Origin of the sequence: Candidatus Planktophila lacus, from assembly GCF_002287925.1 — a bacterium.
GTDB classification, from domain to species: domain Bacteria; phylum Actinomycetota; class Actinomycetes; order Nanopelagicales; family Nanopelagicaceae; genus Planktophila; species Planktophila lacus.
The window spans coordinates 69,802-87,379 of sequence record NZ_CP016769.1 but is presented as its reverse complement, the minus strand read 5'-3'; the positions used below and the strand labels follow the sequence as shown (position 1 = coordinate 87,379).

General features: G+C 39.8%; 16 protein-coding genes. 8 read left to right on the top strand and 8 right to left on the bottom strand.

From position 1 onward, the window contains the following. Positions 1-13: 13 nt before the first annotated feature. On the bottom strand, positions 14-811 hold the full coding sequence (locus A1s21148_RS00410) for an FkbM family methyltransferase (RefSeq protein ID WP_095670535.1): 798 nt from the start codon (positions 809-811) through the stop codon (positions 14-16). A 343-nt stretch (positions 812-1,154) separates the two neighbouring features. Between A1s21148_RS00410 and A1s21148_RS07470 the strand changes: the two genes are divergently transcribed. Together A1s21148_RS07470 and A1s21148_RS00400 are read left to right on the top strand one after the other, a co-directional pair. After that, positions 1,155-3,188 (top strand): DEAD/DEAH box helicase, encoded by a 2,034-nt coding sequence (locus tag A1s21148_RS07470; RefSeq protein ID WP_190276893.1) that lies wholly within the window; start codon positions 1,155-1,157, stop codon positions 3,186-3,188. Positions 3,189-3,212: 24 nt separating this feature from the next. After that, complete coding sequence (locus A1s21148_RS00400) at positions 3,213-4,133, top strand: hypothetical protein (protein WP_095670534.1); 921 nt, start codon at positions 3,213-3,215, stop codon at positions 4,131-4,133. A 73-nt stretch (positions 4,134-4,206) separates the two neighbouring features. On the opposite strand, the gene A1s21148_RS07605 is transcribed toward A1s21148_RS00400, so the two are convergent. Continuing rightward, positions 4,207-4,317: an NAD-dependent epimerase/dehydratase family protein gene (locus A1s21148_RS07605; RefSeq protein ID WP_125932375.1), complete on the bottom strand. Its 111-nt coding sequence runs from the start codon at positions 4,315-4,317 to the stop codon at positions 4,207-4,209. After that, a complete protein-coding gene (locus A1s21148_RS00395) occupies positions 4,318-6,096 on the bottom strand; it encodes an ABC transporter ATP-binding protein (RefSeq protein WP_223299395.1) in 1,779 nt (592 codons plus the stop codon). It lies immediately after the preceding gene. Positions 6,097-6,564: 468 nt separating this feature from the next. On the opposite strand from A1s21148_RS00395, the gene A1s21148_RS00390 reads away from it, so the two are divergent. Beyond that, the gene (locus A1s21148_RS00390; RefSeq protein ID WP_190276892.1) at positions 6,565-7,437 is read left to right on the top strand and encodes a glycosyltransferase family 4 protein; all 873 of its coding nucleotides are present in this window, start codon (positions 6,565-6,567) and stop codon (positions 7,435-7,437) included. Between the two features lie 95 nt (positions 7,438-7,532). After that, positions 7,533-8,561, top strand: coding sequence for a glycosyltransferase family 4 protein (locus A1s21148_RS00385; protein WP_125932374.1), 1,029 nt, complete (start codon positions 7,533-7,535; stop codon positions 8,559-8,561). Here A1s21148_RS00385 and A1s21148_RS00380 read toward each other — a convergent pair. Continuing rightward, positions 8,547-9,551: an NAD-dependent epimerase/dehydratase family protein gene (locus A1s21148_RS00380; RefSeq protein ID WP_095670530.1), complete on the bottom strand. Its 1,005-nt coding sequence runs from the start codon at positions 9,549-9,551 to the stop codon at positions 8,547-8,549. The genes A1s21148_RS00385 and A1s21148_RS00380 overlap by 15 nt on opposite strands. A 127-nt stretch (positions 9,552-9,678) precedes the next feature. Between A1s21148_RS00380 and A1s21148_RS00375 the strand changes: the two genes are divergently transcribed. Genes A1s21148_RS00375 through A1s21148_RS00365 form a run of 3 tightly spaced genes read left to right on the top strand, consistent with a single transcriptional unit; the run spans position 9,679 to position 12,748 of the window. Further along, on the top strand, positions 9,679-10,695 hold the full coding sequence (locus tag A1s21148_RS00375; protein ID WP_190276891.1) for a glycosyltransferase: 1,017 nt from the start codon (positions 9,679-9,681) through the stop codon (positions 10,693-10,695). Between the two features lie 41 nt (positions 10,696-10,736). Beyond that, the gene (locus tag A1s21148_RS00370; protein ID WP_095670528.1) at positions 10,737-11,669 is read left to right on the top strand and encodes a UDP-glucuronic acid decarboxylase family protein; all 933 of its coding nucleotides are present in this window, start codon (positions 10,737-10,739) and stop codon (positions 11,667-11,669) included. After that, positions 11,669-12,748 carry a glycosyltransferase gene (locus A1s21148_RS00365; protein ID WP_095670527.1) on the top strand — a complete coding sequence of 360 codons (1,080 nt, stop codon included), beginning with the start codon at positions 11,669-11,671 and terminating at the stop codon, positions 12,746-12,748. Before A1s21148_RS00370 ends, A1s21148_RS00365 begins: the two co-directional genes overlap by 1 nt. On the opposite strand, the gene A1s21148_RS00360 is transcribed toward A1s21148_RS00365, so the two are convergent. Then, positions 12,745-13,806, bottom strand: coding sequence for a glycosyltransferase family protein (locus A1s21148_RS00360; protein WP_095670526.1), 1,062 nt, complete (start codon positions 13,804-13,806; stop codon positions 12,745-12,747). The two genes, A1s21148_RS00365 and A1s21148_RS00360, sit on opposite strands and share 4 nt — an antisense overlap. Before the next feature lie 159 nt (positions 13,807-13,965). Between A1s21148_RS00360 and A1s21148_RS00355 the strand changes: the two genes are divergently transcribed. Then, on the top strand, positions 13,966-14,865 hold the full coding sequence (locus A1s21148_RS00355) for an O-fucosyltransferase family protein (RefSeq protein WP_095670525.1): 900 nt from the start codon (positions 13,966-13,968) through the stop codon (positions 14,863-14,865). Here the strand turns inward: A1s21148_RS00355 and A1s21148_RS00350 are convergent. The 3 genes from A1s21148_RS00350 to A1s21148_RS00340 all read right to left on the bottom strand — a co-directional run bounded on the left by A1s21148_RS00350 (position 14,843) and on the right by A1s21148_RS00340 (position 17,578). Beyond that, positions 14,843-15,769 carry a glycosyltransferase family protein gene (locus tag A1s21148_RS00350; RefSeq protein WP_095670524.1) on the bottom strand — a complete coding sequence of 309 codons (927 nt, stop codon included), beginning with the start codon at positions 15,767-15,769 and terminating at the stop codon, positions 14,843-14,845. The genes A1s21148_RS00355 and A1s21148_RS00350 overlap by 23 nt on opposite strands. A 1-nt stretch (position 15,770) precedes the next feature. Beyond that, positions 15,771-16,664, bottom strand: a complete 894-nt coding sequence (locus A1s21148_RS00345; RefSeq protein ID WP_095670523.1) for a hypothetical protein — start codon at positions 16,662-16,664, stop codon at positions 15,771-15,773. A gap of 110 nt (positions 16,665-16,774) precedes the next feature. Further along, positions 16,775-17,578: an FkbM family methyltransferase gene (locus A1s21148_RS00340; RefSeq protein ID WP_095670522.1), complete on the bottom strand. Its 804-nt coding sequence runs from the start codon at positions 17,576-17,578 to the stop codon at positions 16,775-16,777.

Genomic DNA, 17,578 nt, shown 5'->3' with positions numbered 1-17,578 from the left:
CAAGACAGTGCATTTACTGAAACTTGATAAGGAAATCCGGTCGATTTTTGGCATTCGGAACATCCAAGCCAGGAATCGGCAGTTCGCTCCGGTAGCCAGCTGGATTTGTGGCTCCTGGCGACTTTAGCAAAGTGATCTCAAAGACTCTGGGAAATCCGTTGCTTCCCAAATTTTCAAAATTGTTGGCATGGAGATGGGCAAGAACGAAACTGTCAGATAGAACGTTGAGAAAAGACTTCAATTGATCAGTGTGTCGATCAAATTCATGGACTTCGATTAATATAAATTCAAATCTGGCTTGATTCTCGGCAATCAAATCCAAAATTTCCCATTCTGAACCTTCAATATCAATTTTAAGTCCAAACACTTCGGCTGTTGAGTAGTTCGATAAAGCTTCTTCCAGAGAATTTCTCGAAATTTTAATTTTATGGTGATTATTCTTATTATTCTTAATCCAAAAAAAATAATAGCTTCTCAATCTACTAAACCGTTCCAGAAGATTCTCTTTCGAATCTTGAAATAAAAGAAATTTAACTAATCCCTTCAACGCCTTCCTTGCAAAGAAAGTAAGGGAAACTGTATGGTCAAAAATATCTATTGTTGCATTCGGTTTGAGCTTGGAAACTGATTTTTCGAATGACCAATTCTCACCAAGACCCAGAGAAATAAAGCGATTGCATCCTTCGATGGCAGAAAGGGTCATGGCATAGCCACCGTCAGACAAATTCCCCACTCTGCAAAGGTCTTCAACAATTACTGGGCGAAGAAATTGGAGCTCAGCAGGGCAACTCAGCGTCACAAAGTCACTCATCTACAACTACGCCTATAATTGGGGAAAATTTTAATTGCATGGTCTGATTTCCACTATGTAAGGTTAAAACAAGACGGCCAATAAACCTACTCGCCACTAAGTAGCGAATCTCGATGCGCACCACGGCAACAATTCATGTAAAACTGGCTCTCATGATCACTTTTTAGAGATTTTGGAGATCTTTATAGATTGCGCTACCCTATGTTCATCGACGCGCCCCGCATCGATGAACTTCCCCCCAAAGTGAGCCAGATGGCCACTTACTTGCGAGTCTTATCACCGCCCTGGCCCATTCGAGGCCATACCCGAGACGCGCTTGTCGTCTCGATTGGTATGCATTTCTATGTCTCTACAGCCACGTACAACCGCGCCCGGAAAAGCCCGCAGAGCAGCATCTGCCAAAGCCGGCAAGCCCCGCGCCAAGAAGTCTTCTGCTGGAACCCCAGTTTCAAAGCCACGCCACACAATTGCAGAAAAATCAGCACGTAAAGGCACAGCAGCAAAACCATTTAAAGCCGCTTCTTCTAAGCCGGCTAGCAGGCCATCAACAAAACGTTATTCAGATATCGACACATCAACTCTTTCTAAGAAAGATGCTCGTTTAACAGAACGCTCAAAGATGCGAGCAAAGCGATACCAAGAAAAGACAGCATCAAAGCCACGCGAAGTTCGTGAAGAAATTGTTAAGCCAGAATCACGTGCAAAGAAATTTGTTTCAGATCGTAACGAGCGAACGGCACGTCCAGAATTCAAGAAACCAGATACTCGTCCAACAACTCGTCGCGATGCAGCTAAAGAACGTGTTGCCCGCACAGATGATGGGCGTCCAAACTTTATTCCTGGCAAGCGCGAGAAATACAAGCCAGGGGCACCATCAAAGCAAACTTTTGCAAAACATAAATCTGCACCAGATGTTTCAGCATCGAACTACCGTGCCGAACGTCCTGCCAAGCCAGTTCGTGATCGCCGCAACGATTCACCTGCTTATGCCCGCGATGATCGCAAAGCATTCAAGACTCATAACAACGCAGCTGTCGATTTCGGTGCAGATGACAATTACATCTCTGCAAACTTAGCTGATGCTAATTTGATTGATGCAACACCTTTATCTGAAGTAACAACTACTTTCCGTGATTTGGGTATCGCACCGGCACTTGCTAATGCACTGAACGCCCAAGGCATCACAAATCCATTCCCAATTCAGATTGCAACACTTCCTGACGCACTTGCCGGTCACGACATCCTTGGCCGCGGACAAACCGGATCAGGTAAAACCCTTGCTTTTGGCCTTGCTTTGCTCACAAATATCAGTGGGAAAGCAGCTAAGCCACATAGGCCATTGGCTTTAGTTCTAACACCAACTCGCGAACTTGCCCAGCAAATTGATGAGGTTCTAACCCCTCTCGCCCGCGCAATCGGTCATGATTCAGTAGTTATCGCAGGTGGAATGCCTTATGCCAAACAGATAACTGCAATGCGTAAAGCAACAGCGATTCTCGTTGCAACTCCTGGACGACTAATTGACTTGCTCAACAAAGGCGAAGTGCAACTTGATGACCTTGAAATCACGGTTCTCGATGAGGCCGATCAAATGGCCGACATGGGCTTCTTGCCAGTTGTTAAAGAAATTCTTGACCAAGCTAAACCAAATGGTCAGCGACTTCTCTTCTCTGCCACTCTTGATCGAGGTGTCGATGCTTTGGTTCGTCAGTACTTAAATAATCCTAAGACTCATTCTCTACAAAATGACCGAGCATCTGTTTCAACAATGGAGCACTACGTTCTCGTGATGCACCCTGGCGATAAAGATGACATCACAAATCAGATTGCAGCACGCAATGGAAAGACGATTCTTTTCGTAAAAACTCAACGTGGCGCAGATCGTCTTGCTGACAAACTTGCGCATGCGGGTGTTCCTGTAGGAGCACTTCACGGTGGCAAGTCACAGGCAGTGCGTACTCGGACACTTGCATTGTTCAAGCAGCAGGCAAATGCTGCACTAGTAGCAACAGATGTGGCAGCGCGTGGTATTCACGTGGATGGCATCTCTCTTGTTGTACATGTTGACGCACCTACCGACCATAAAGATTATCTACACCGTTCAGGACGTACTGCTCGTGCGGGAGAAGCCGGTGCGGTTGTTACTCTGGCAACAACTAAACAGCAGAAATCTGTTGGGGGGCTTACCACGCGCGCTGGAGTTACTCCTAAGTTTGTAGGCGTTAAACCGTTAGATCAAGATTTAATGAGAATCACTGGCGCTCAAGAACCTTCGGGAATTCCTTATGTCACGCCAGTTGTAGAAAGCAAGGGACCGTCCCGTGGCTCTAGAAAACCTCGGCCTAATTCGTCTGAGCGTCGCCGCCGTCCTAGATAAGAAATACTTCTAGGATATTTGCAAATGAGCACGGGTAAGGTTCTATTGGTTGGGACTGTTTCAAACGTGGCTTCCGTTCTTGAAAATGAACTGAAGCGAGTTTTAAGCGCTCTTACGTATTTTTCTGAGGTCGATGTTTTCTTAGTCGAATCTGATTCATCAGATTCGACATTACAAACTTTGAACTCCCTTTCGAAGACGATACCAAACTTTTCTTACGTAACTTTAGGAACGCTTTCACCTGACATTCCTAACCGCATTGAAAGATTGAGGTATTGCCGTAATACTTATGTCAATCACATCAGGGGAGAATATTCAAAGAAAAACCTAAGTTACGTCATAGTTGCCGATCTTGACGGAATGAATTCCAAAATCAGTGAAATTGGAGTTTCAAGTTGCTTTCAGGATGAAATAGTTTGGGACGCATGTTTTTCTAATCAATTAGGTGGTTATTCAGATATTTATGCACTCCGTTGTAAAGATTGGCAAGACGGCGACTGTTTCGCGGAATTACACAACAAAAGAACTGCCTTTATGAATGAAAGCAATAAGCATTTCTTTTTCAAGAATTTGAGATCTCTACTTAATAGAAATAAAATTCGAAAGTCTACGATTTATTCAAAGATGAGAAGAATTCCGAAGTCATTACCTTGGATCCAGGTAGATTCTGCATTTGGTGGTTTTGGGATTTACAAGTCGGCTATATTCTTTGACCATAACTACGACTCGTGGGATAGAACCGGTGCTTTGGTAAGCGAACACGTTGACCTCCATTTAAAGATTCCTGATTCTAAGCTCTATATAAATCCTGCACTAATTAATGCGTATTGGAATACGTACAATGTTAATCGTTTTATATTGATACGATATACGCGCTTTCTAATTCGAAAGTCTTCAATCATAAGAAAAATTCTAAAGTTAATGGCTTCGAATAGTTACAGATAAGACCTTTCAATATTTTTAAGAATTCACGATTTGAAATGTCACTCGTGTATAAAGACAACCTCTAGGAATCGTATCAATTAACTTGTAATTCAATAATTACTTCTTCTAGGTTTGATGATTGTATTGCTCGCACAAGGTGGCAACCTATGTATCCAGCCCCTCCAGTGACTAGCCGCTTTGTCACTTAAAGCCCCATAAGCTGAGCTTGTCGATCAAAATCTGGAACGGTTCGTCTAACCTCTTCAAAAGTTCCCGTCGCGACTATTTTTCCATTCTCTAAATATATTAATTTGTCTGCTTCGCGGACTGTAGAAAGTCTGTGAGCAATCATAATAACGGTCGCCTTACCTTTCATATTTTGAATCGCATCTGCAATATTCGCTTCAGTCTCTCCATCAAGAGCGCTAGTAGCTTCATCCAGCACCAGGAAGCGTGGTTTAGTAAACATCGCGCGGGCGATTCCAAGTCTCTGCCTTTGTCCACCACTTATCTTCGTTCCACGATCACCAACGGGAGTATCGAGTCCTAGTGGAAGGCTTCTGACAAAGTTAGTTAATTGTGCGATATCTAGGGCCTCGATGATTAGATCATCCGTCGCAATATCTATTGGGTATCCCATACAGATATTCTCACGAATTGTTCCATTTGAAATCACAACATCCTGAGGTACATAGCCGAGCGCTCCAGGCCAACTGGAAATGGCCAATAAAGGTTCCATTCCAGAAATAGCGACTGTCCCACTTTCTTGCTGTAAAATTCCCAGTAGGACATCAACTAGAGTGGTTTTTCCGGCACCCGAAGGGCCAACTAACGCAATAATTGAGCCTTCTTCTATTTTTAGATCAATATTTGATATCGCAGGCATTGCTTTACCGGGATAGGTCAGAGATACTTTTTCCAATAATGCATTTGCAACAAACCCTTTATGTTCGAAATCAATCTCATCTGTAGTTTTTTCAATCGACTCTTCATTGCCTAAATCTTCAAGCAATTTCAGAGTTGGGGCGGCAATTCCAATACTTCCTTTCATTTGTAATAATCCTTGCTGTACGCGTAGGACCGCTGGCGCTATTCTTGTACTGGCCGCCAAAAAGATTGAAAGTACAGCCACTGCATGCGTTGCTGTTTGCGTCGAGAACTGGACGGCTGCAATCACTAATGAGCCAATAACAACTGTCAATTCAATTACATACTTGCTTATGTTTGACAGAAATGAAATACCCGCTGATAAGTCAGCGAGTTTCGTCTGCATTCTTGCAACTTCATTTGAATAGTAACTTCTTCGGTTTTTGACAACAAGTTCTCTGTAAGAATTCATAATTTCAGTAATTCTTTCACTTCTAACTACTGAGATATCTGCAAAATTTACTCCCATATTTTTCATAGAAACATGCATTCTTTTGTACAGCGTGAATGCTACTAACGTAAACATTAAGAGAGTTGAAATTGCAATGGTAGTATCAACTACAAACAGGCCCGCCCCTAGAATAATTAGTAATGAAATATCCGATATTAAGTAAACAGCGGCTCCGATAACGCCAATATTTATTACTGAAACTCCATGAGTCACTGCATAGAGGGTTTCTGCGATAGATCTCTCTTGAATTTTCAATAAATTTTGCCCAAGCAATTTTGAAAGTAAAATTGAAGATAGTCTAGCTCCGCTACGACTCAAGAAATAAAGTGTCCGTCTAGAAAAGTACAATGAAATAAGTGTTTTTGATGTTAGTAAAGTTGCAGCCAGAATTCCAAGTGCTCCCACCTGAAATTGAAAAGAATTATCTGATAATCTTAAGAATTTTAAGAAAGCAATAACACGATCGCCAGGCTGATTTGAGCCGACTCCGCTGATCGTTAGAGATCCCAATAGGCCAACAATCACTACCCCGGCCAAATCGAGTAAACTTAGGAAAACTTGAATAAGCAAAACCGCGAATACCAATTTTTGATCTTTGAGTGACAAGGTTCTTAGGCAACGAATTACTGTGTTCGAACGTAAATCTAATTTGACTTGTTTTAGATGAGAAGTGAAGTTCATAGACTTATTCATACTTCATTCTAACCGTGCCGAGTAGCTTTTTGGTACATCGATGAGTAGGTGGATACATTCTTCAGTCTAAATCCATGTTTTTAGCTCTTACATCTTTTGATGCGGTAAATTTTCCCTATGCCCGAGGAGATAACTATCGTATCTGGAATATACCCTCCGGATGTTGGAGGTCCTGCCACTTTTTCTGAGGCATTTGCTGGATATCTCTCCGATAGAAAAATCAGAGTTAATGTTATATCTACGCATGAATATCAAAGACTTAAATTCCGATCATCAGAATTCGTAGTCATCAATTTATTCAGTAGGAGATCAAGTATCTTTTTTAGAACTTTTAGACTTGCATATGAAATTGGAAAGAGTTTTAGATCCTCGCATGTATTGATGGCTAATGGTGCATTCTTGGAAACTTTTTTTGGTTCCTTTCTTGCATCAAGAAAAGCAAAATATTTTTCGAAAATACCTGGTGATATTGTTTGGGAGCGCGCTTGTAGTTCGGGTTATACATCAGTTGATGTATTTGCTTTTCAAACAATTAATCTGAATTATAAATATAAACTTCTTCGGTATCTTTTTTCAAGATCGTTAAAAAGATCTGAGAAGGTAATAGTTCCCGCACCGTATCTTAGGGATTTATGTCTTTCATGGGGTATTAAAGAAAGCAAGATTGTTGAAATAGGGAATACTGTGGACACTAAACTTTATCAACCTGACTCTAATGTAGAAAAGATTTACGATGTGGTCACTGTTTCTAGACTTGTTCCTGTAAAGCAAATTGATGAGTTGATTGCAGTCTGTGCAAAATTGAAGCTTAGATTAGCGATCGTAGGAGATGGCCCACTTTTTACTGACTTGCAAGCATTGGCCATCAAACAAAAGGCTAATGTCACCTTTCTTGGACTCAAAAATCAAGAGCAACTACCTTTGATTTATCAGCAGTCGAAAGTGTTTGTACTAAATAGTCAAATAGAGGCCACGTCATACGCGCTTTTAGAAGCGAGGTCTTCCGGTCTAACCTCAATTGCAAATTGCGGTACGGGAAGTGAACAAGTCATTCATCATCTTGTGGACGGAATTCTCTGTGGCGTAACGACGGGCTTTACTCTTGAAAACGCACTTCAGTATGTTCTCGGGAATGAATTTGATTTAACAAAAGCTGGAGTACTCGCGAGATTGCACACAATACGTGAGTTTGATCGTAAGACTATATTTGGTCGCATACACGGATTATTAGATGATTCTAGGGTGACGCCGTGACAAAACTTTGTCCTGTTATCTTATTACCCAAATACTCTGGCAATTCGGTCGATATTAACGAAGTATTCAAACGACTCCAACGTTACGCGACACAAATGGCAGTAATCTCAAATGGTAAATATTCAGAACTAGTGGTAGTTATTTCATCAAGTCGGTTGCAAGATTTACAAATAAATGAATCTACGTTCCCAAATCTAAGAATTTTTTCCCTGCAAAATAATCTACTTGGCACCTTAGGATTTTCTATACTATCGACGTTTAAACTAAAGAAATTTAAAATTAAACCTACAATTCTGATCTCGGGTGATCCATGGCGTGGATTTATTTCCTGCCTTTTTGTTAGTTTTATATCTCAACCACGTCACCGAATTCAATTTCAAATTCATGGCGAATTATTGCCGAAGGGCTCAAATCTTTTTTTAATGATCTTAAGAAGATCAATTTATAGTCTTGCAATAAATTATTCCACTTCTATTCGAGTAGTCTCACCGCATTTACGTGAAACTTTGGTCTCTCGAAACAATAATTTGCGATCCAAAATTGTGGTTTCTCCAGTCCCGGTCCAAATCTCCCACTTTCCGGTCCAATTGAAAAAAGTAAAAGGATTAAATATTGGCTTCATAGGCCGGTTGCACCCTGAAAGAGGGACAGACCTGTGTCTAGCAATAATCAACAAAATGGCATCACAAAATTTGAATTTTCGTATATCGATTATCGGAGACGGACCTGAATCTTCTAAATTGAGATCTAATATCGCAATGAATGAATTGCAAAAATTTGTAGACTTTGAGGGGCGCATCCCAAACTCTGAATTGGTTGAATTTTACAGAAAATTGAATTGTTTATTGGTCTGCGCACCACAGGAGGGTTATGGGCTTTCGATAAGGGAGGCTATTATACAAGGTGTATTTGTAATCGCTCTTGAAAATAAGGGAACTAGAGAAGCTAGGGAACTTTTCCCCGAATCCGTTTACCTTTTTAAGACCGTTGATGAGGCAGCAGCTTTGATGGAAAAATTCAGAGACAAAAGACTTTCCAAAGAAACTGCTAATTACAATCAAGAGCGTCAATTAAAGGTTGATCAAGAATCCATTACTAATCTTGCGAAATCATGGATCTACTGAATCAATCCAGTCTCCTATATTTTCTAATACCTGCTCAGAAACTACCCATTCCATAAAATTCGAAATTCCATCTTCCAACGAAATGTAAGGGATGGTAGAGATCAAGCTCTTTTGATATGTAACATTTGCGACAGTGGCATTTACATCAAGTGGATTGTTTGACTGCTTTGAAAGTGACCTCGAGGAATTACCTTCGCCTAGGACTAGGTCGATAAGTTCATTCATGGACCTAGGTTGTCCGCCGCCTATGTTTGTAACATCAAAAAAGCCAGAATCTCTGTGGCTTACTTCGGTCATCATTCCTTCTATCATCCTTGTCACATCATCTATATATGTAAAGTCTCGTAAAGTACTTCCATCACCGTTCAATACAAACTTAGACTTACCTAATTTATGACCTGCGAGTCGAAAATAAGCCATATCAGGACGGCCCCAAGGTCCGTAAACGGTAAAGAATCTCAACCCGCGCGCTCGAGTTTTTGTTCGCGAAATCAGGCTGCGGCATAAGATTTCATTGCAAAGTTTTGTTGCCCCATAAAAACTGACAGGTGATAGCCCGAGTTCATCTTCTGAGTATGGGATTCTTGAGTTGTTGCCATAAACACTGGATGATGAAGCGAATAGAAAATTTGGTACTTCATTCCTAATCACATTAATCAGCACATTGGAGAATGCATCGAGATTATCACGAACGTAAATTGCCGAACTCTCTACTGGGATTCTAACCCCTGGTTGAGCAGCCAAATGGATTACCGTTTCAGGAGCAAATTTTGAAATTACTTTTTGGAAACCGATCTCATCTTCAAGGGCAAGTTTTTGAAATGAGACATCTGCAGGCCGCAAAATTGATTCAACTCGCTGCTCTTTCAAGCTTTGGGAATAGTATGAAGTGATGGAGTCAACGGCCAAAACTTCATGTCCCATCATCGCTAAATATTTGGACAACGATGATCCGATGAAACCGGCTCCACCTGTCACGATTATCTTCATTTAGGCCCAACTTCCCATTAGTCTGAGTCGTAAAGATACTATGTCTCCTACAATAGCCCTGCGATACCGCAAATAAAGGAAAGCCTACATGTTGCAAAGGAAAACTCTTCTTGTCTTCAATTACTGCATGGACCTCGAAGATCCGCTCCTGTCGCACCAAGTTGAGGCTGTAAACGAACTCTCTAAATACTTTGAGAAAGTAACAGTAATTACGGGAAGAGTCGGGCTTCACGAGGTTTCTACGAATGTCCAGATTCTTAGTAGCAATTGGATTGTAGGACAGCCTATTAAAAGCGGTATTAAGTTTGCCAAGCTTGCGAGCAAATTCATACGAAGAAATAGGAATTGTGTAGTGTTTTCCCATATGACGGAAGTACAGAGTGCAATGTTATCTATTCCATTGAGAATTTTGCGCATACCTCACTTCCTTTGGTATGCACATACTTATAAATCAATATTTCTGACTATCAATCATTATTTTGCGAATGGGATTATTACTTCAACCAAGGGTTCTTGCCCTATTAAAAGTGATAAAGTCTTTTCAGTTGGTCAAGCAATTAATATTGATAATTTTGGGTTTTCACAAAAGAAAAAAACTAACATTAATGATTTAGTTCATATCGGTAGATTTGATCAGAGTAAGAATATTTCTGAGATTATTGAAGTAGTGAAAAAGATAGCAACCTGTAAAAATGTTGAATTGACCTTCACGCAGATAGGATCGCCTACCACAAAGGCAGCTCACTCTTATTTTGCACATACTAATCAGAAGTTTGCCCAGGCAATCAAGGAAGGATGGTTAAAATTTCAACCTTCTATTCGTCGCTCTGGAGTTTCAAAAACTTTAGAGAATTACGATGCTTTTTTGCATGCTTACAATGGATCACTCGATAAGTCGATTGTTGAGGCAACCTTTGTAGGCATTCCAGTTATTACAACAAATCCTGAATATCTCGCGATCTTTGGTTCCTGGTCGAAGCAAAGTTTGGATTCACTGACACTCGAAAATGAATTAGAAGCAATATTGAATATGCAGATGATTGACATAACCAGGGAGGTAGAAAATAGAAGAATTGTTGCTATTCAAGGACACTCCCTTAATAACTGGGCCCTTCAAATATCGAAAATATTGGTTCGGGATTGATTCTTCAAGGAATCTCCCATCTTGCTGTGTAAAGTAGTTACATGAAGGTTCTCCTTACAGGTGCAGCGGGTTTCTTGGGTTCTCATCTGAGCCAGCGGCTAATTGATGATGGTCATCATGTTATTGCCTTAGATGACCTATCTACAGGTTCACTCGAAAATATAGAACATCTACTACGGCATCGTGATTTTACATTTGTCAAACATGATGTGCGTAAACCTTACACAACTGATATTGATGCTATTTTAAATTTTGCCTGCCCAGCTTCACCAATTCATTATCAGTTGGATCCTGTTCGAACAATTGAAACTAATTTTCTTGGAATCATAAATCTGCTGCACCTAGCCAAAGAATCAGGTGCGATTATTCTTCAAGCATCAACTAGCGAAGTTTATGGTGACCCCACAGAATCTCCACAAAAGGAAACCTACTGGGGAAACGTAAACCCGATTGGAATTCGATCCTGCTATGACGAAGGAAAGCGCGCAGCAGAAACACTGTGCTTTGACTATCAAAGGCAATATGGTTTAGATGCAAGAGTGATTCGTATTTTTAATACATACGGCCCAAATATGTCTCCAAATGATGGACGCGTAGTCAGTAATTTTATAGTCCAAGCAATTCAAGGCAAAGACATAACAATTTATGGGGAAGGAACCCAGACTCGTTCTTTTTGCTACGTAAGCGATTTGGTAGAGGGAATTATCGGCACACTTGCATTAAAAGCGCCACTCGATGCACCTATAAATATTGGAAACCCTGGAACATTTACGATGCTTGAACTTGCAAACTTAGTAGTGAAACTTTGCCAATCAACTTCAAAAATTGTCTTCATGCCACTTCCTTTAGATGACCCCCAGCAACGTAAGCCTGATATCTCAAGAGCCAAAAGTGTTTTGTCTTGGGAGCCAAAAATACAAATTGAAGAGGGACTTTTGAGAACTATCGCACATTTTAAGTCAATCATTAAATAATGAAGCCGATCTTGCATGTAATTACGACGATCAGTCGTGGGGGTGCAGAGAACCAACTTCTCGTACTCGCAGGAGAGCAAGTTGCAAGCGGCGAAAAGGTTTCGGTTCTTTACCTTAAAGATAATCCTGATCTAGAAGAAGACTTTACCAATTTGGGAGTCGAAGTAATTTCTCAATTTGCTAACTTGAATCCCTTGAGACAAACCGTTCTCATTCGGAAGTACATTTCAAATCAAAATATGATTATTCACGCTCACCTTCCAAGGGCCGAACTAATTACTCGTTTCTCAGTCGCTCACCAGATCTTTGTTGTTAGCCGGCATAATGCAGAACCATTCTTTCCTGGTGCTCCTAGATTCTTCTCCATTCTTATATCGAGATTTGTGACTCGAAGGGCAAATTTATGTATCGCAATATCAAAAGCGGTACAGAATTATCTGGAAAGAAATAATGAAATTTCGCCTAAATCTATCTCTGCAGTTGTCCTTTACGGATATCAAAAGAACAGGATTCTGAATTCACGAATTCTTTATGATGCGAGCAAAAGTTATCAGATTGGAACCATAGCTCGATTAGTGCCTCAAAAAGACTTACCAACCCTACTTCGAGCATTCGCACTGATTGTTGGGGATGTTCCCAACGCCACTTTGTCGATTGTAGGATCTGGGCCACTGGAAAGAGATCTAAAGGAACTCGCTGAAGAGCTTGGGATTAGAAACAAAATTGATTGGCAAGGCAAGAGAGGTGATATCGATAAATACCTGCAAAATATTGACCTGTTCCTGTTGACAAGCAGCTATGAAGGATTTGGGTTGGTTCTGCTTGAAGCAATGGCAAATCGAGTTCCGATTATTGCCGCAAATAACTCAGCTATTCCTGAAGTGATTGGTGAGTTTCCCGAAACGCTATTTGAAACTGGAAATTATTTGGATTTATCAAAAAAAATTCTTGCCAGTCTTTCTTTGCAATCAAGGAAGACAATTGTTCAAAGACAGATCCTTAGGTTAGAGAAATTTGATGCGAGAGATATGAGTAATAGAATCAAAGCTTTGTACAATCAATTGGACCACAATATCTAATTGGAAATTATTTCAAAAAACTTTAGGCTCAAAGTCGCTTGAGTAGCGACTTCCTTGTAGCGCTTGGCAATATTGAGTGACAAATCAGATTGTATTTTAGCATTGGCTGTGATTTCTAGTATTGCTTTTTCTAAACATGCAACCGATGATTCTTCCAAGTAATAGCACTGATTATTCTCGGGCAAGAATTCACGAATTCCTAAAGTATCCGAGCTCAGATAAGGTTTCCCAAAAAATGCCGCTTCAAATGCCTTATGCGGAATTGTGTTTTTCAGTCGCGGCCTGTTAGTAATTTGTCCAATACAAACTGTTGCTATTTCGTATAAGTATTTCATTTCGCGATTCGATATCCGCCTTGATATCAATATTGTATTCTTTCCAAAAACTAATTCTCTTGGTATTCGGTTACTTGAAATAATAAATTGAATATCTATATTTTCCATTCTCTTACTTACTTCAGACAATAGTTCAAATCCTGCTTCGTTTGTATATGAGCCCCTGAATAGCACGATGGGTTGTGACACAGTTCCATTAGTGTCCTCAAGCTCGAATGGTTTTTTGCTTTTCTCATTAAAATTCACTTCATCAAAGCCAGTCATTAATACAATTATTTTATTCTTTCGTATCAGGAATCTTGAAGAAATGAATGATTTTTGGTGATTTGTTTCAACAATAATTTTAGATGCAAGTTGAAATGCCAGGAAATCAATGATTAGGCATTTTACTATTCTCGGGACGCTACCGATTCCGTGCCATCTAGCAATTTCTGCTTCTGTGAGCGACCAGCCTGCATCAAGGATTATGCTTTTACCTGTAATGATTTTTATGACAGGCACCAGTAGGTGACTTGGTGAAAGCACCACGATTTTTGAATTCTGTGATGCGGCTGATCGAATTCTTGAAATCAGACTAGGCAGGTCTGTCAAAAGTTTGCTAGGAACTTCTGTGAATTTAGAATTACTAGAAAATAACCTTTCACCTCCATTCAGATAAACTGCACCTCGAGAATATGAAAATCCCGCCAGCGAGAAGAATGAGTATCTGTCTTTATTTTCCATAGCCGCCTATAACCTTTCCAATACTCGACATCTAATTCTCTAGTTTCCAGCAGTAATCTCATTATGTCTTATACGTCCGCACTGAATTGAAAATCGAGTCAGAGCGATTCTATGTCTTATAGGTGGGTTTAATGTAACAAAGTGACATACAATCTCGGAATGTTTCTAAAGGAACGTACCAGCGTAAGAGTCCATTGTTGGGGTGGTTTAGGTTCCCAACTATATGCTTGGGCACTTCTTGAAGATCTGATACATGATTTTCCGAAACGCAAATTCAAATTAGTACTTCATAATTCTGGTGTAACGAAACGGCAATCCGATTTAGATTTTCTTAGTCTAGAATTACCACTGGAAGTTGTTGATGATTTTAGTAATTCGTTTAGGCCAAATTATGGTTCCGGTAAGAAAAACTTTATAAATAAATTCGGAATTTCTAAATTAGTCAAGTTTGCTTTGCGGACACTGGGTTTCTTGGCAACTGCGAATACGAATCATGAGTACAAAAAAATACGTAACTGGACCACTGAAATTCGTGGACATTACTCTTATCGTACGATTTCGAAAGAAACTCTACTATTGATGAAATCAAGAGCGGAACGATGTGGAAAGAGTTGGCTTATTGATGATAATTCAGATTCAATCAGCTTAGATGTCTTGCGAGTGCACGTAAGACTTGGAGACCTTTTGTTGCTTGAAAGTAAAGGTCCGTTGTCGTTTGAAAGAATTTATTCCGCGATTGAACAATACAAAACGAAAGACTCTAATTCCAGACTTATCTATCTATCATCTGATTCTCCAGAAATAGCCTTGGAATATTTCCTCGAAAAGTATCCTTTCGACACAATCAGTCCTATTGTCCAAGATCCGTGGGGTACGATACGGAACCTTTCATCGGGTGGCACTTTCATCGGGACAAACTCAAAGATATCAGTATGGGTTGCGATTCTGAAGTTAAATCAAGATAAAGCGAGTAAGGTTTCTCTCCCTAACGGTTCGATGAACCATATTAGACATAACGTAATTGATTCTTCTGAATTTATATCTTTATCCCTTTATTGAAAACACTTTTGATTTTGGCGATAATTTTTTCCCCTATTGGAATAACTCCATAAATGTTTCTTAACAAGAATCTATCGTAGTCTTGGTCTATATGGTTACTAAAAATGAATTTTGGAGTGCTTACTTCTTTGATAAAACTCTGAATACCTAGAATCGGTTTATTGTTTTTGGTATGGGTGGCATCTTGCCTAAATCCAATATTAGTAATAAGACTGCGTGAAGGCACAACCACTTTCCATCCATATCGAGAATGTGTAAGCAGCCACCTGTATGCCCAAGAATCCAATTTTTCATCTTCGAGGCGTTTTCTAATCTGTAACCAGGTTCTCACCCCGGATAAACCACCATACTTTATGGACCTAGAAATAAACAATGGATATGAATAGCTAGAAAAATCTCGTTCTAATTTCGCCCAACGATCTCTCCAGGTTGCCCATCCCCAACTCGATGGAAACGAAACCATTTGAGTTGAAATTGGTGCATCGGAAATCGAATGCGGGGATAAATGACTGAAGGCACAGATTGCACCAATTTCCACATTTTTTGAGAACTGTGAGAGACCATGCGTAAGGAATGTAATCGCTGTGGAGTCAAACACCAGATCATCCTCCAAAATGATTCCGAACTCTTCGTTTGCGAAAAACCAATCGACTGCTTTTGTCACTCCTAAATAGCAACCATTATTTGAACCAGAGAATAAGAGTTTCGTTTCAGCCCATTCCTTTGATTCAATTGCCAACTTCTGACATTCTTTTACTAGGAATTCATCGCGAGGATTATTCAAAACTGGGCCATCTATGGATATGTATAGCCTTAAATTCTTTTGGTCTTTCAGAAATTCAAGAAGATTCTTCAAATAATCAGGCCGGTTGTAGCCAAGGACCAATATAGGAGCAGGTTTCATATTAATTTTTTCTCACAAAGATAATTGGCACCTTCTTCATAAGTATGAAGTCCCGTCTGCGCACAAGGGCAAGAAAATTTCGTAATCCGCCTACTTTTGGGAAAATATTCTCATTTTTATACGTTCCTTTTGTCTCGATTCCAGCAAGAAGTTCTAAAACTTGGTTGATATAAATTCTATACCGAGCATAAATCAGTTTTTTAATCTTCGTCTCAGCCGGAAAATGTCCGTACATGGTAATGCCGGTCCGAATTAATAATCTAGAAATCTTTAGTCCGTGAAAATGAAATGATGTTAATTTCTTTTCATTAATGTAAATATCTTGATTTCTACTCTCAACTTGCAGATCCTGGGCGAAAGACCATGTACCGAAATTATTTCCGTACTCCAGAATTCCAACATCTGTATTCCATTTGTTTCTGATTTCTTCTAGATACTTTTGATCTGCGTACCTTCCCAACTCAGGTATCACGGAACACCACTCCTCACAAAGGTCACTCCAATACCTAATTGAAGCTCGACCAAAATCATTATTCCTAAAGCCAACTAGTCCAGCGTTATATCTGCCGGAACTTTCACTCCCAATAGACATTTGGGTGAAGTAATGAGGGCTAAGAAAAATACTTTTCTCTTGGAAGTCCTCCTGCAATTCCAAGGGCGCAAAAATAAAGGTGTCGGCATCTAAATAAAACAGTAACGCTTCTTCTGGAGATTTTTGGATTACGTGTTCGATAATCTGTGGCTTGATTGAAAATATTGATTCTGCAAAGGATCTGACTGATAGAAATTTTTCGAAATTTGCGAACAACGCTGGTGCTTGGCTTATCGTGAGTATCCTGACATTTTCAATATTCAATTCGGACAGAGTCAATCTAGAGATATCGTCTAACGGCATTACCCAGATTATTGAATCGGGGTAATGCTCCCTTACGGACAACAATAATGTAACACCCTGTGGAATATAGCTACTCGAAAAATGAGTGCAGAAATTTGTATTTTGTATTTTCATAAAGTTGAATCACGCGTATCAAGAAATAGACAGTTAAGTTTTTCAATTTTTGAGAGCCTATAGTCACATTTCTTCATAACTTTGAGAAATGCAAATAATTTAAATATTTTCAGGATCGGACTTCTTTCTCTCATAAAATCTAATTCAACTAGTATCTGCCGTGGTCGAGTAGATGTCTTTTTCAGATTCTTTAGCACAGAGAATTCTGAACCTTCTATATCCATTTTCAAAATGAAAAAATTAGTTTCGTAGAAATAGTCTCTTTCACTTTTTTTCTGAGCAATAATTGTGTTAAGATCAATTGAAGGAAACTTACTTGAGTGATTCTTTGATTCTCGGTTTCGGGCCAACCTATACGAAACGTGTGTATCGTTTTGCGGTGGATAAAGATTAACGCCATCATTTCCTATCCATAAGGCTTTCTTTATTAGATTGACTCGCTGCTTAACGTTATCATTTGAGAAATAGTTAGAAATTAACTGATTTCCATCATTTGTGTAGGTGGGTTCCGCAAGTTGTTCCGAGGATGATAGGTAAGCTTTCACATGATTCTCAGCCCTATCAGTTGGATCTATCAAAATTGCCAACAAGTTTGAGGTTCTGAGTAAATCCACATCAAAGGATATATCTTCGCCTATTCCAGCGCTTATCAAAATTCCTTCATCACTAAAGTGCTTGGCGCATCGACAAATGGTCCAACCTCCATATGAAGATCCGTATCTAATCAATCGATCGCCGGACTCTTCTTTCAGGCTATGACCAAGAATTTTTGTAGATAACCAGTCTGGTAATCTTCTCAA